The organism is Cellvibrio sp. ATLC23 (assembly GCF_057196725.1).
In genome coordinates this window covers 1-14756 of sequence record NZ_JBXUOS010000001.1, presented here as the reverse complement: position 1 = coordinate 14756, position 14756 = coordinate 1, and the positions used below count along the sequence as shown (strand labels likewise).

Sequence of the window (14756 nt, the reverse complement as noted above, 5' to 3'; positions counted from 1 at the left end):
GATGAGTTTAAAAAAGCCGAATATTGAGAAAGGCTTATTGTTTAAAAAATGTCATGCACTCTGCGAGATAACGCTCAAAGCCTTGAAACGAGTGATCGCCACCCTCTTCGATTGTTTGTTTACAGCTCGCATATTTTTGTACGGCGTGCCGGTAATCGAGTGTTTCATCGCCCGTTTGTACCAGCAGCCAATAATTGTGTGGACGCGCGACGGGCACATCAACCGTAACAATCTCGTCAATATGGCCTGCGCTTAAGCGGTAGCTATCATCCGTGTGATAACTTTTCAGGTCAACCTCTAAATAAGCAGGCATAAATTCTTGCGGGCGAACAGCAGGGTTAATTAGCACTGCGCGCAAATCGTATTTCTCTGCTAGCCAAGTCGCCCAAAAACCACCGAGTGAACTGCCCATTAAATAGATCGGCTCAGGCAGCCGCTGCTCAATAATCGATTCCAGTAATTGCTGCGCCTGCGCCGGATAGGGTGTCAGTTGTGGGCAGATAAACTCAATGTCCGGATGCGCAACGGCCAGCCATTTTGCGGTTTGCTGCGCTTTAAACGAAAGAGGGGAACTGAGAAATCCATGGATATACAACAACACAGCCATGGGCGATCAATAGCCTGCAGATTTGTAATCAATCACATATTGTTTATTGGTCACGCGCGCAACACCGGTTGCGAAGGTGCCATCGTCGTTAAGCTCAAACCAGCGATAACCCGGCATTTGGGTATCTACCGTAAAGTCATCACACAGGGGTTTAAATTGTACGCAGGTTGATGGGGTTGCTAGCAAGGTGAGATTATTATGCTGTGCTTGAAACTCTTGGTGGACATGACCCCAGACAACTATTTTGACTTGCGGATAACTATCAACCAATTGAAAAAAAGCATCGGCGTTACGCACAATATATTGATCAATCCACACACTTCCCACTGGCACAGGCTGATGGTGCAGCGAAACGATGATATGTTTGTCGGGATTTGCCGCCAGCACATGAGCGAGAAAGTCCAATTCACTGGCGGCAAGCTGACCATACACATGACCTGGCACGCTGGAGTCGAGCAATACCAACAACCATTCATCCAAATTAATCAAGCGCCCTTCAATGCCAAGCGCATCTTGTAGAGATGCCATGATATCGGCGGAATCGTGATTACCTGGAAGCCAGCTCAGCGGCTGAGAAAAGTAACGCCGAATCGATTGGGCAAACCGCTGGTAGCAATCTACATGACCCGCGCTGGCAACATCGCCCGTGCAAATCAAGTGATCAAAGCGCGGCTCGGCCTCTTGGATAAGCTGCAGCACATCCTCAAGGCTCTGGTCGGTATTTAACCCCAGTAGGGTTTCGCTCTGCTGCGGCCCTAAATGGCAATCGGTTATCTGAATCAGACGCACTGGCAGCTCTCGTCCCTCGATAGTCGGGTTCTGTAATTGATTAACAGACTGTGTTCCACTCACATTTAGGTGTGGACTTAAGTGTCAAATTGGATAAGTTTCATTCGCAACGATATACGCTAATCAGGCTTTTCGCCACCCTACAATCATTGAAAAATAGCATTTGTAGCCAAGAAGTGTAAATTTTGTGAGGAAGTTAAGCATTGCTCATGTCGGTCAAGCGCAGGCACCTTAAACTGGCTTGCGCCTTACTCGCTCAAGCGCCAACTAAAACACATATAGAAAGGATGGTTTTTAATCAAAACAAAAGTGGGTATCCAAGCTGTGCCCATGCTCAAGGCATTGCGTTAACCACTCACCAAGGAAACGATTGAGTTGATATTTCTCATCGCTTTGGTACATAGACTGATTAGGATACTCATAACGCGGACGCAACCGTCTATGCCCCTCCCAGGCTAACACTTCTGCCAATTTTGCATCGTGATACATGCGCAGGGTGAGTTTTGGCATTTTTAACCAATTAGAACTGAGTTCCATTATTGTACGGCTTAACACCAATGTGGTGGTGTAAGGCGAGCGCTCGGTAATGCACAGCGAATGTAGCCACTGCTGCGCACCGCGAGTCACCATAAAGCGAAACTCATTTTGCAGTTTGTCGCTTGGGTTCTGTTGATGGCTGGCCAGTAATTTGATGAGACGGGCGTAATTGGTTTCGCACTCAGCCATCTGCTGGGGCAAATCTACCTTATAACGCTCTTTATAAGTTACATAGGCAGGCTGGGCATTGACGGCACGCAATGTGAACATAGAGGCCTTTAAAAAAATTGCCAAACAAAGGCAGCCAAAAGATAAAAAAATGAACCGGCGATTCATTAATCAATTAAATCGCCCGTTGTTAGAAGTGTTAGTCAGACTCGATACTAAGTCAATGGCTGTAAAAAATTATTCCTCAGCAACTAACTGTGCGCGCAAACGCTTGCGGTTCATTTGCAGCCACTGCAAACAGATGAGCGCCGCTGCGTTATTAAAAGCGCCGTTTAATAACTCAGCAAACACCTCATCAGCAGCCAAAATATGGAAGCGAATATCTTCCCCCTCTTCCGGCAAACCGTAAATACCGCCAGCTTGACTTAAATCGCATAAGCCGCAAAATAAATGCAACTTTTCATCGCAACCACCAGGGCTAGACAAATAGTTGCAAATATATTCCATTGCGTAAGGTACTATGTTTGCCTCTTCGATCAGCTCGCGTCGTGCAACCTCTTCGGGCGACTCACCTTCTTCCAACATGCCTGCAACAACTTCGTAACACCAAGGCCCATTGGGCTCGTCGAGTGCACCCACACGAAACTGTTCCACCATACCGATCAAATCATGTTTTGGATCATAAAGCACAACCGCAACTGCTTCACCGCGCACAAAAAGTTCGCGACCAATTTCCTTGCCCCAACCACCTTCAAATAATTTATGGCGAAGAAATATTTTTTCTACGCGGAAGAAACGTTTGTACATTTCTTCACGGCGAATAATTTCAACATCCGTGCGACTGAACTCCGGTTTTTTGATCATAAGCCTATTCTTGTTGATTTTTTAAATTTCCCTATCCCGCATTCCAAGAAAGGGGATAGGAGGAATTCAACACTTTAGAGAAGATTTAAACTTTGTGGTACAACTCAGAACCTTTTTCCAAAAACTCCTTCGATTTTTGTTTCATTTCTGCTTCAACATCGATCATGCGAATCACTTGATCATCGCCAATGGCGGAAATATCGGTGCCGTTTTTTGCCGCGTAATCGCGCACTTCCTGGGTGATTTTCATCGAGCAAAATTTCGGTCCACACATGGAACAGAAATGCGCTACTTTTGCCGAATCTTTCGGCAAGGTTTCATCGTGATAGGAGCGAGCAGTATCCGGGTCAAGCCCAAGATTAAATTGATCTTCCCAACGGAATTCAAAACGCGCTTTAGAAAGTGCATTGTCGCGCAACTGGGCGCCCGGATGGCCTTTCGCCAAATCGGCCGCGTGCGCCGCAATTTTGTAGGTGATGATGCCTTCTTTTACATCGTCTTTGTTTGGCAGCCCCAAATGCTCTTTGGGTGTTACATAACACAACATGGCGCAGCCGAACCAACCAATCATGGCCGCACCAATACCGGAAGTAATGTGATCGTAACCCGGTGCGATATCGGTAGTTAATGGACCAAGTGTGTAGAAAGGTGCTTCGTCACACACTTCCAATTGCTTTTCCATATTTTCTTTGATCATGTGCATAGGTACATGGCCTGGGCCTTCGATCATGCATTGCACATCGTGTTTCCATGCAATCTTGGTCAGTTCACCGAGGGTTTCCAATTCGCCAAATTGTGCTTCGTCGTTGGCGTCTGCAATCGAGCCGGGGCGCAAACCATCACCCAATGAAAAACTTACATCGTAAGCTTTCATGATTTGGCAAATTTCTTCGAAGTGTGTGTAGAGAAAATTTTCCTGGTGATGTGCCAGACACCACTTGGCCATGATCGAACCACCGCGCGATACGATACCAGTCACACGTTTGGCGGTGAGTGGAACATAACGCAGTAATACACCGGCGTGGATGGTGAAATAATCTACGCCCTGCTCTGCTTGTTCGATCAAGGTATCGCGGAAAATTTCCCAGGTGAGGTTTTCCGCAACGCCGTCGACTTTTTCCAGTGCTTGATAAATAGGTACAGTACCAATCGGCACATGAGAGTTGCGAATAATCCACTCGCGGGTTTCATGAATGTTTTTGCCGGTAGACAAATCCATCACCGTATCTGCACCCCAGCGTGCGCCCCAAGTGAGTTTTTCAACCTCTTCTTCGATCGATGAGCCCAGCGCCGAGTTGCCGATATTGCCGTTAATTTTCACCAGAAAATTACGGCCAATAATCATCGGCTCCACTTCGGGGTGATTGATATTCAGCGGAATAATGGCGCGGCCACGGGCCACTTCATCGCGCACAAATTCGGGGGTAATTTCGGCGGGAATACTCGCACCAAAACTCTCGCCTTTGTGTTGTTGGTCGGCAATGCCCAGCTCGCGCGCTTGCGCTAGAGCCATGTTTTCACGAATCGCAATGTATTCCATTTCGGGCGTGATAATGCCTTGCTTTGCATAGTGCATTTGCGACACATTTCTGCCCGCTTTTGCACGGCGCGCTTTGCGGGTCAGGTTAAAACGCAAATGTTCTAACTTAGGATCATTCAAGCGCTCGGTGGTAAACACTGAATCGCTATCTTCGATCACTTCGGTGTCGTTGCGCTCTTCAATCCACGCGGTGCGCAGCGCTTTTAATCCAGTGCGCAAATCAATTTTTACATTCGGGTCAGTGTAGGGGCCTGAAGTATCGTACACCCGTACCGGTGGATTTTTTTCGCCACCAAAATCAGTCGGCGTATCCGCCAGAATAATTTCACGCATCGGCACCTGAATATCCGGGCGCGAGCCCTGCACATAAATTTTGCGCGAGCCGGTGAAGGGTTGGATTGATGCCTTATCGACTTCGGCAGTTTGACTGAGAATTTTTTCGACGCTGGTATTCATAATAATGACCTGTGTTAATCAAGCGCTTAATAGAACGAGTAGAAGTGATGGACCGGACCTGAGCCCTGCCCTATGTGTAATGTTTCGGAGCGAAGCAGTGCATTGTGCAAATAGTCTTTTGCCTGTTTGACTGAGTCGCTGAGCGACAATTGTTTCGCCAAACCAGCCGCAATGGCCGAGGCCAACGTACAGCCCGTGCCATGGGTGTTATTCGTCTGCAAACGCGGGGCAGAAAAAGCCTCAACGCCCGCTGCCGTAATTAATAAATCGGTAGCTTGATCGCCATGGGTGTGGCCACCCTTCATCAACACCGCACGTGCGCCCAAGGCGATAATCTGTTCACCTTGCACTCGCATTTGTTCAAGATTCTGCGCAACGCCGGTATTTAACAAAACAGCCGCTTCATGCAAATTGGGAGTAATCACGGTCGCCAGAGGCATGAGTTTTTCGATCAGGGTTTGCACCGCATCTGGCGCTAATAATCTATCGCCACTGGTAGCGACCATCACCGGGTCAAGCACCAGCGGGATGTGCGCATAAGCGGTCAAAGATTCAGCTACTGCCGCGATAATATCGGCGGTTGCCAGCATGCCGGTTTTGATCGCGCCAGCCTGAATATCGCTCAACACTGACTGAATTTGCTGCTGCACAAATGCGGGGGGGATGGGCAATACTCCCTGTACGCCCAGGGTATTTTGGGCGGTGAGCGAAGCAATCGCACTGCAGCCATACACACCCAGCGCGGAAAAGGTTTTGAGATCCGCTTGAATACCTGCGCCACCGCCACTGTCGCTACCGGCAATGGTCAGTGCTATGGGAGTGTGTAGGAGTGAATTCATTAGGCTTCCGCAATTCATTAGCGAGTTAGTAATGACGCGGAAAAGAGAGAAAAAACCAAGGCATGAGGCATGCAAAAACTGGAGACTCTCGTTCCCTACGCCGGTACTAACCGGATCAGGTCGGCGGGTATATCTCAGCCTTATTGCTGCGTACCGCTAGCAAAAAGCACCCCGACAAGAAAACCGGCAGTCTATTGGAGTTAGCAAGGAGAGTAAAGGCAGAGGCATTGCTTGCTGCGCCCGGTGGTGAGTTAAACACTGGATAGCAGCGAGCAATACCCATGCTGGGAGGTTATTTTTGTTGCGATTTCAACAGACCCAACTTACCCGCCAGCAACGCGGTAGTAGGTGCTTGAATCAGAATAGTGCCCAGAATAAAAATAAACGTGATCGCCCCTACCACATCGATACCGGGCACTTTCATGCCCGCCAGAATACCGACCAAGGCCGCTGGAATCACACCGGTTTCCCGCGTCCAACTCATAAAGACCAATTCCTTCCAGGTCCATTTGGCGCGGCGGTCGGGACCGGCGCAGACAAATACAGTCAGTGGCCGCGCGATGAAAATAAAGATAAACAGCAGAATCAAACCAACACCTAAATATTCCTTGAGCAGATGGAAATCTACCTGTGAGCCCAGCAGGATAAAAATAAACATCCGCATTAACAGCGCCGTATTGCCCACATAATCCTCTAGATATTCATGCTCATGGTGATCCAGCGGCAAATTAAATGTCTCCTTATTGCCAATCATCACGCCACAGGTAAATACCGCCATAAAACCGGAGGCATGAATGGCATCGGCCAAGAGGAATACAGTAATCACCGCAAGGATAATAACGAACGGTGTTACTTCGCGAAAAATACCGAAGCTGTTATGCGCCATCAAAAAAGCAGCGCTATAGCCAACAATTGCGCCCAACAATAGCCCCATACCAGCTTCATAGGCCAGCTCGCCCAGCGAGTGAGTCAAGCTGAAACCTTCGCCGGTACCCATCACATAGGCCACTACCGCAAAGGTTGCGATTGCTCCCATGGCATCGTTGAGCGCAGATTCACTCATCACCGTTTGTGATACACGGTCTTTAATTGGTACCTGCTTGAAAATAGGCACCAGAGTGGCCGGGTCGGTTGATGCGGTCAATGCACCTAGCACCAAGGCAACACCGACAGGAATACCCAGCCAAATACCGGCGTAAGTAATGATCGCACCGGTAATTAACACACCGAGCGTGGCAATCACCAGCAAGGTAATCCAGATTTGTTTTAACACCGCAAACCGCAGGGTTGCACCACCTTCAAACAGCAAGTAACAAGCACCGATGGTAAGAATCATTTGATTCATGGTTGAGTCGGCCGGCACATGCAATAAACCGCCAACCGTAGGGCCAAGGCCTATGCCTATCAGTAGAAACAATACTATATCCGGCACTTTGATTTTTTTGGCGATCACCCCGCCCAACAAACCGGTGAAAATAATAATCCCGACATACATAAGATCGAGCTTGGCAATATCTAAAGGCGACATGACGACTCCGCAATAAAAGGTAAAAACCATAAAGCTGAAGATGCGCGCATGCTGACAGTAAACCGCCAAAGCCTTTATAAATTGTGTGTAAATTCCAAACACCAGAAACACAAAAGCCGGGAAGAGTCCCGGCTTGTGAATACGCACTTAATAATGCTTAGTGAGGAAACACTACATTAGCCAGTGTTAACGCCACAACATAACCACAGGTATAGGCAATTAGCACCAACGGCGTGTAGCGCAAAAAGGCACCAAAGGTCAGCCCTTTTACTTTACTCATCGCGATAATCCCGGAGGCCGAACCAATCGCTAACAATGATCCACCGACCCCTACACCGTAAGTCAGCGCCAACCACTCGGACGTTGGCAAGATCGGCTCTGATTTTAAAAGTGCCGCAGTTAACGGCACGTTATCGATCAACGCCGAGAACAGTCCCATTAAGTAGTTAGCGTATTGCGGGGCAATTTGCGCATAGAAGTTGGTAAGCAGGTCCAGCGTACCAATTTCTTTTAACATGCCAACCAACAACAAAATACCGAGGAAGAACAACAAGGTTTCGTATTCGATCTGGCGCACATATTCCAGAATACGTATTTCATCCTGATCCATATCCATAAAGTGGCCGATAAAAAACATCACCGACAAACCAACCAGAAAGGTCAGTACCGGAGGAACATGGAAGAAGAAATTGAATAACATGGTGCACAAGATCGTACTGAAGAAAGTACCTACTATCGCCCAATCCATACCGGTAAAGGTACGCGGATCTTTTTCCGTGGTGACTTGACCAGACACACCGGGAAACATCAAGGCAGCCAATACCATCACCCCAGCAATTGCCGGCACCCACAGCAACAGCAATTGCGGCATGGTCACATGACCCGAGAGGAAAATCATCAGCGTGGTTACATCACCTGTAATCAAGGCTACACCACCCGAGTTCACCGCAAACACCACCAATACGGCCAATTTGATACGGGTTTTCTGGTCGACTTCAAAAGCATGCACCAATCCCAGGGTTACCAATGTCGCTGTAACGTTGTCACAAATCATTGATAGCATCATGGCAAACAGCGCTACCAGAATCATTAAACTACGGGTACTCATCCGAGCGGGGCAAAGACGCTGCACCACCGATTGCACTATCCCCTTAGCGTTGAGATAAGCCACAAAGGTCATAGTCGCCATCAAGAACAGCCAGAGGGTGGCGATTTCCAATAGATTGTGATTGAGCTTTTCCAGCATGATTTCTTGCTGCTCACTACCACCGGAAAACATAAATAACACTAGCCATGACAAGCTGCCAAAAAACAGCGTGGTTTTGGCTTTATTGATATGAATTACCTCCTCGAAGACCACCCCAAGCAGTGCAAGCACTGCAAATATGATCAGAACAACTTCCAATGACATAGGCATATAAGACCTTTATATATAGATTGAAGAAATCGTGTGGGAGACAACTGACTGGACACATCTGAATGGCAGCGCGACCGGCGTGCCGATGTGGCAGAGGGCAAATGAGTAAACTCAAATTCGCCGATGCTCAAATTGGGCGCGCATGATAAAAGTTGCACTGCAATGAAGCAATCAAACACTGCCAGAAAAGACGAGAAAACCAACAACTTGTATCCATCCGCCCAGATAAGATCAAAACTAACGCAATAACCGCTCCATAAATGTAAATTGACCAAAAGCAAAAGCCGCTACACTCACTGACAATTTTCTGCACAATGAATCTGTATGCTGCACTCCTGCGTCTAATGGTTTGCATTAACAGGGTATTTCACCGCGAATGCAGGAATTATTCGGGAGTATAGAAAGGTAAATCCATGGCTGAGCTTACATTTGTAACTTCACGGCAAGTGCCACGCGTTTTACCCTTTTTAACCACTGAACTCTCGTTCATTTCTCGACCCCAAGGCGACAAGCGGCTAAACTCCCCCGCAACTTGCCCTGTTAGTACTTATACCCAGACTGATCAAGGCAATACGCCTAATCTGCTTCTGTGTCGAACTGGAATTCTCAACTCTGGACTTTGGAAACCTCTATGAAAAAGACCAAGCCTTATCTGCTCGTCAGCCTGATGGCTCTTGTTCCATTTACCGCCAGCGCCAATAGCCTGCTGGATGTGTACGAGCTCGCGGTTCAAAACGACGCCCAATTAAAGGCCGACAAAGCAAAATATGACGCGGGCCTGGCAAATAAAACGATTGGCCGCTCCGGCTTACTCCCACAAATTAACGCTAGAGCGCAATTCTCAAATAGCGATGAAGATTTAACCAACAACCTAACCAATGTCACCCTGAAGACTGATAGCGACTCGACTGGTTGGGATCTCTCTTTATCGCAACCCCTCTTTAATATGTCCGCTTGGTATGGTTATCAACAAGGCATTAAATTAAGTGAGCAAGCAGAAGCACAATTTGGCGCGGATCAGCAAAGTTTGATTGTGCGCACCGCAGAGGCTTACTTTAATGTGCTGCGCAGCATAGACACACTGGAAGCCACTGTTGCCGAAGAAAAAGCCTTGGCAAAACAACTAGAGCAAACCAAGCAACGCTTTGAAGTAGGCTTGACCGCAATTACAGAAGTACATGAAGCGCAAGCGGCCTTCGACAGCGCCAGAGCGGCAACATTGGAAGCGCGCGGTAACCTAGGCATCAGCTATGAAGCTCTGGAAGTGCTGACAGGCAAACCAGAAGATAAGGTTGCCCCGCTCTCCGTCAAATTTCCGGTTGTTAACCCCTCTCCTGCAAACCGCGCGGAATGGGTCGAATTCTCACTCAAGAACAACTACAACCTGAAAGCATCGAGACTGCAAGCAGATGCAGCCTTGCAGAATGCCAAAGCGAATAAATCCAATCATTTACCCACGCTTGGCGCCAACCTCGGTTACTCGGACTACGATAGCGATGGCACTAGCCGCGGCGAAACCTTTGATAGCACTACCGATGGCAGCTCCATCAATTTACGTCTAGACATTCCCATTTACAGTGGTGGAGCAACATCTGGCCGCAGCCGTCAAGCGTATGCGCAGTACACTCAAGCGCAGGAGCTTTACAACAGCACTCAGCGCAATGTTATTCAAAGCACTCGTGCACTACACCTGACCGTTGAAACCGATGTGGCCAGCGTACAGGCGCGGAAACAGGCGATTGTGTCTAACCAGTCAGCGCTGGAAGCTACACAGTCAGGTTATGAGGTCGGCACACGCAATCTGGTAGAAGTCTTGTTAGCACAGCGCAATTTGTATCAGGCGCGCCGCAACTACTCAGATGTGCTTTATAACTATGTGATAGACACCATTAAATTGCGCGAAGTAGCAGGCATGCTAACGCCAGCCGATGTACAAGAAATTGATAAGTGGCTGCTGGACGACTCTCTGGTAAGCCGTAGTCAATACGAAAACTAATCGCAATAATATTGACACTGTTAATGACAAAATGCCGGACTAATACTCCGGCATTTTTTTATTAATGAATTACTCTTTCGCTCCAAGCGCACTAGTTCATAACAAATTAACCAATTCACTCACAAAAACAATTTTTGTCGCGTCAATGAATTTTACTATTTGCGATAGAGTTGTATAGTCCTCTCGCTTTTCGCTGTATCAAGAGCGCACATAACAATAAATAGTCTGCCCTTATTTCTCTGGAAAGCTGTAACTCCCCTGAATTTAGCAGACGTCATTATTCGGTCAATCCGTTCATTTATCCCAATAACTGACGAGATTGAAATCATGCTAAAAAAAATCTTTATTGCAACTGCTCTACTCGGTTGCGCTGCCAGCGCATTTTCTGCCTCCAACCGCCCTGACGGCTACGTCACCATTTGTAAAACCGGGCAAACCTGTTCAGTTAGCAGCTCCACTAATGTTGCATTTGGTGCATCAGGAAAATTTGTCTATAAAATTCTTAGCGGCAGTTTTTCCTGCTCTGTAGCAACTTTTGGCTCAGATCCCATCCCATCCAAGTCGGTAAAAGAGTGCTCCATCCCAGCATCAGGCTCTGGTGGCACTACATCATCATCCTCCAGCAGCACTAGCAGCAGCGGCGGTGGAAGTGGCGGGGGAAGCGGTTCAATTACAGGAGCAACCTGTACGGCTAATGGTTCAGTGAGCGTCAGCTCAACCATTAAAGTCACCAGCGGTGTTTATGATGGCGGTTGTAAAGTATTCAACGCCACCAGCGCACTAGGTGATGGCAGCCAAAGCGAATCGCAGAAACCTGTGTTCAGAGTAGAAAATGGTGCAACTTTAAAAAATGTAATCCTCGGCAATAACGCAGCCGATGGTATTCACGTTTACAATGGCGGCACGCTCGACAATATTCGTTGGACCAATGTGGGTGAAGATGCAATGACTATTAAATCTTCCGGTACAGTGAATGTAAAAAACATTTCCGGTTTTGCAGGTTCAGATAAATTTATTCAAGTGAACGCAGCATCTACACTCAATGTTTCTAATTGCGTGGTCGACAACATGGGTAAATTCCTGCGGCAGAATGGCGGCACCACGTTCAAAATTGCGGTGACTGTCGACAGATGCCAAATTTCCAATATGGGCGAAGGTATTTTCCGCACCGACAGCTCTACCAGCACGGCTAAAATTACCAATAGCCGCCTGAAAAATGCAGGCAGCATTTGTATTGGCAAGTGGGCAAGCTGTACCAGTTCGGGAATTACCAACTACTAATGGTGGTTAGTAATTAATTTCTAGATAAAAAAACGCCGGACTTTTCCGGCGTTTTTTAATGGAAAACATAATATGCTTATTTTATATAGGTGCTGATGATTGCCAAGGCCCTATCCAATGCGCCGCGATTTTCTATCGCCACACGCAACGCATGCTCACCTTTACGGGCGCGTTCGTCGGCGTCAAGCAATAAGCGATGCAAACAAGCAGTCAGTTCTTCGGTATTGTGCACCACATCCAATGCACCCGCCTTTATTAACAAGGCAGACACTTCAGCGAAATTAAATAAAGACTCTCCACTTATCAGCGGCAAACCCCAAGCGGCTGGCTCGATAAAATTGTGCCCCCCATTGGGCACAAGGCTACCGCCAACAAATGCAACATTGCTGGCACCAAACAGCAACAGCAACTCGCCCATAGTATTGCCGAGCAAAATATCGTTTTCGTCATTCCAACTAAGCTCACTGCGCCGAGCAGTGTTAAAACCGCGCGCAACACATAACTGCCTCACTCGCTCAAATCGCTCAGGATGACGAGGAACCAGTACGAGCACTGCACGCGCTAATTCAGGTGAGCTCGCACGAACTCGCGCAAAGGCATCGAGAATAATGTCATCCTCACCCTGATGAGTGCTAGCTGCAATCACAACCAGCCGTTGACCTTCATTGGACAACTGACGCTTTAACATCATGGCCTGCTCACGCAGATCATCACTTAAATTCAAATCAAATTTAATATTGCCAGTCACTCGCACGTTTTGCACAGACAACCCCAAAGCAATGAAACGGTTTGCATCAGTTGCGTTTTGTATTGCAGCGCAAGATAAGTTCTGCAACATAGGTTTAGTCAGTGCACCAAAGCGCGCATAACCACGCGCAGATTTCTCCGACAAGCGACCATTAACCAATATTGCAGGAATATTTCGCTTGGCGCAGGCAGCCAATGTGTTAGGCCAAAGCTCGGTTTCCATCACTAAATAAACAGACGGTTTGATGCGATGAAAAAATCGCATCAGCACATCGGGCAAATCATAGGGAGCATATACATGAAAGACAGAATTCCCCAAGGTTGCACGCACGCGCTCAGAGCCCGTTGGTGTAGTCGTAGTAATCACTAATTGCAGGTCTTTATCAGTCTGCAAGCGGCGAATCAAAGGTAGTGCAGCTAAAAACTCCCCTACTGATACGGTGTGCAGCCAGACGATTTTTTTATGGGTAGATAGTGACGGAAAAAAGCCGAATCGCTCAGCCCAACGGGTTGCGTATGCAGGCGCGGACATTGAGCGCCATATGAGGCGACCAAGGATGAAAGGGATAAACACGTAAAAAACCAGAGTGTACATAACACGCATGAATCAATGCCCAGTAAAACGACGGATGGCAGAATAACAAATCAAAATGATAATGCCAGTCCAATCACCCACCTCAGTTATCCAATGGACTAACCACCCTATCGCCCAACTCGTCCAACACGTGTAGATAAATTTCAGTGGTGCGAATATCGGTATGCCCTAGCAAGGTTTGGATTTGCTTCAAATCATACTTAGCTTGCAACAAACGCGTCGCAAAAGAATGGCGAAAGGTGTGGCAGCTCGCCTGCTTAAATATTCTTGCCTCTTGGAGGGCATCCTTAACGTGTGATTGCAAAGTACCACTGTAAAGATGATGGCGACGCATGACATTCACGCGAGGATCCTTGCTTATATTGTCCGATGGAAACACAAATTGCCAAGCAAGTTCATAACCAGCAGACGGGTATTTACGCTCCAAGGCATTCGGTAAATAGACCGGCCCAACATCGCGAGCCCTGTCAAATGCGAGCAACTTTGACACAATAAATACCTGATTTTTTAAATCCGTGATAAGGCTTTTGGGCAAGAGCGTAGTTCTATCCTTAGCCCCCTTGCCATCCCTCACTACAATATAACCCATACCAAAATCTACATCTTTTACGCGCAAGCGCAGTACTTCAGATATTCGCAAACCACAGCCATACATCAACTGCACCATCAATTTATATGGCATAACCAAACAATCGATAACCGCCATAGCCTCTGCGTGAGTGAATACCGTTGGAATGCGCTGCGGCTTTTTAGCGTAATGAAAATCCAATTTCTCTATAGGTTGCTTTAAAAAGCGGTTATAGAGAAACATGATGGCATTAAGCGCAGTCTTTTGCGTATTGGGCGATGCATTACCTGCTATCGCGAGATGAGAAAGATAAGCAGAAACTTGCAAGTTATCCATCTTGGAGGGGTGGACCTTATGGTGAAACAAAATATATTGATGAACCCAATAGACATAGGTATTCTCAGTCGCATAACTTTTGCCGTCCAACCGAATAAAAGCCCTGAATTGATCTAAAAATTTTTCAGGTTTAGCTGGCAGTGGGATCTTGACGTTTTCCATAACGAACCTGTATATAAACACATATAGTGGGAAATATAGCTGCCCACTACGTAAATTTCAAGCGCCTTAGCAAAGCCGTATATCTCCGATTTTATTAAACCGTATATACGCAGCTTTATTTGGTGAGAAATAGAAGCTTTTGTTTTACATAGGCTTTATAACCTGCCCTCACAACCCCAAGCAGGAAATATACGGCCTTCAATTTTGAATAAACTGTTACGTGGGCAAAGCGTTTTAGCTTGTGCAAACCTGAAAGTACGCAAAAACAAAACCGTTATCTTTTGAAGAACGAATGTTTTTGGCTTTTCTGCTTCGGCTAGTTTGTG

12 protein-coding genes and 1 riboswitch are annotated in these 14756 nt (G+C 47.2%); of the genes, 2 read left to right on the top strand and 10 right to left on the bottom strand.

Annotated elements, in window-relative coordinates:
• Positions 1-34 precede the first annotated feature (34 nt).
• The 8 genes from AC2CG4_RS00060 to nhaD form a co-directional block, all read right to left on the bottom strand.
• A complete protein-coding gene (locus tag AC2CG4_RS00060; protein WP_484484312.1) occupies positions 35-607 on the bottom strand; it encodes a YqiA/YcfP family alpha/beta fold hydrolase in 573 nt (190 codons plus the stop codon).
• A 6-nt stretch (positions 608-613) separates the two neighbouring features.
• Positions 614-1396 carry a 3',5'-cyclic-AMP phosphodiesterase gene (cpdA, locus tag AC2CG4_RS00055; RefSeq protein WP_484484311.1) on the bottom strand — a complete coding sequence of 261 codons (783 nt, stop codon included), beginning with the start codon at positions 1394-1396 and terminating at the stop codon, positions 614-616.
• Positions 1397-1690: 294 nt separating this feature from the next.
• Entirely contained in the window at positions 1691-2203 is a 513-nt protein-coding gene (locus AC2CG4_RS00050) for a DUF1249 domain-containing protein (RefSeq protein WP_484484310.1), read from the bottom strand.
• A 135-nt stretch (positions 2204-2338) separates the two neighbouring features.
• Entirely contained in the window at positions 2339-2965 is a 627-nt protein-coding gene (locus AC2CG4_RS00045; RefSeq protein ID WP_484484309.1) for an NUDIX domain-containing protein, read from the bottom strand.
• 85 nt (positions 2966-3050) lie between these two features.
• Positions 3051-4961, bottom strand: a complete 1911-nt coding sequence (gene thiC / locus AC2CG4_RS00040; RefSeq protein ID WP_484484308.1) for a phosphomethylpyrimidine synthase ThiC — start codon at positions 4959-4961, stop codon at positions 3051-3053.
• A gap of 26 nt (positions 4962-4987) precedes the next feature.
• Positions 4988-5800 carry a bifunctional hydroxymethylpyrimidine kinase/phosphomethylpyrimidine kinase gene (gene thiD / locus AC2CG4_RS00035; protein ID WP_484484307.1) on the bottom strand — a complete coding sequence of 271 codons (813 nt, stop codon included), beginning with the start codon at positions 5798-5800 and terminating at the stop codon, positions 4988-4990.
• A gap of 75 nt (positions 5801-5875) precedes the next feature.
• A riboswitch (TPP riboswitch) is annotated at positions 5876-5984 on the bottom strand.
• A 108-nt stretch (positions 5985-6092) separates the two neighbouring features.
• Positions 6093-7328: a cation:proton antiporter gene (locus tag AC2CG4_RS00030; RefSeq protein ID WP_484484306.1), complete on the bottom strand. Its 1236-nt coding sequence runs from the start codon at positions 7326-7328 to the stop codon at positions 6093-6095.
• 157 nt (positions 7329-7485) lie between these two features.
• On the bottom strand, positions 7486-8739 hold the full coding sequence (gene nhaD, locus AC2CG4_RS00025) for a sodium:proton antiporter NhaD (protein ID WP_484484305.1): 1254 nt from the start codon (positions 8737-8739) through the stop codon (positions 7486-7488).
• Positions 8740-9376: 637 nt separating this feature from the next.
• On the opposite strand from nhaD, the gene AC2CG4_RS00020 reads away from it, so the two are divergent.
• Both AC2CG4_RS00020 and AC2CG4_RS00015 read left to right on the top strand, forming a co-directional pair.
• Positions 9377-10741, top strand: coding sequence for a TolC family outer membrane protein (locus AC2CG4_RS00020; protein ID WP_484484304.1), 1365 nt, complete (start codon positions 9377-9379; stop codon positions 10739-10741).
• A gap of 327 nt (positions 10742-11068) precedes the next feature.
• On the top strand, positions 11069-12022 hold the full coding sequence (locus AC2CG4_RS00015; RefSeq protein WP_484484303.1) for a pectate lyase: 954 nt from the start codon (positions 11069-11071) through the stop codon (positions 12020-12022).
• A gap of 76 nt (positions 12023-12098) precedes the next feature.
• On the opposite strand, the gene waaA is transcribed toward AC2CG4_RS00015, so the two are convergent.
• A complete protein-coding gene (waaA, locus tag AC2CG4_RS00010) occupies positions 12099-13373 on the bottom strand; it encodes a lipid IV(A) 3-deoxy-D-manno-octulosonic acid transferase (protein ID WP_484484302.1) in 1275 nt (424 codons plus the stop codon).
• Positions 13374-13446: 73 nt separating this feature from the next.
• Positions 13447-14430, bottom strand: a complete 984-nt coding sequence (locus AC2CG4_RS00005; RefSeq protein WP_484484301.1) for an integron integrase — start codon at positions 14428-14430, stop codon at positions 13447-13449.
• Positions 14431-14756 lie beyond the last annotated feature (326 nt).

Excerpts from the sequence above, each read along its gene's own strand:
- AC2CG4_RS00050 (WP_484484310.1), bottom strand. The coding sequence starts at position 2,203 with ATGTTCACATTGCGTGCCGTCAATGCCCAGCCTGCCTATGTAACTTAT.
- thiD (WP_484484307.1), bottom strand. The coding sequence starts at position 5,800 with ATGAATTCACTCCTACACACTCCCATAGCACTGACCATTGCCGGTAGC.
- AC2CG4_RS00020 (WP_484484304.1), top strand. The coding sequence starts at position 9,377 with ATGAAAAAGACCAAGCCTTATCTGCTCGTCAGCCTGATGGCTCTTGTT.
- thiC (WP_484484308.1), bottom strand. The coding sequence starts at position 4,961 with ATGAATACCAGCGTCGAAAAAATTCTCAGTCAAACTGCCGAAGTCGAT.
- AC2CG4_RS00030 (WP_484484306.1), bottom strand. The coding sequence starts at position 7,328 with ATGTCGCCTTTAGATATTGCCAAGCTCGATCTTATGTATGTCGGGATT.
- AC2CG4_RS00060 (WP_484484312.1), bottom strand. The coding sequence starts at position 607 with ATGGCTGTGTTGTTGTATATCCATGGATTTCTCAGTTCCCCTCTTTCG.
- AC2CG4_RS00015 (WP_484484303.1), top strand. The coding sequence starts at position 11,069 with ATGCTAAAAAAAATCTTTATTGCAACTGCTCTACTCGGTTGCGCTGCC.
- AC2CG4_RS00005 (WP_484484301.1), bottom strand. The coding sequence starts at position 14,430 with ATGGAAAACGTCAAGATCCCACTGCCAGCTAAACCTGAAAAATTTTTA.
- waaA (WP_484484302.1), bottom strand. The coding sequence starts at position 13,373 with ATGCGTGTTATGTACACTCTGGTTTTTTACGTGTTTATCCCTTTCATC.
- nhaD (WP_484484305.1), bottom strand. The coding sequence starts at position 8,739 with ATGTCATTGGAAGTTGTTCTGATCATATTTGCAGTGCTTGCACTGCTT.
- AC2CG4_RS00045 (WP_484484309.1), bottom strand. The coding sequence starts at position 2,965 with ATGATCAAAAAACCGGAGTTCAGTCGCACGGATGTTGAAATTATTCGC.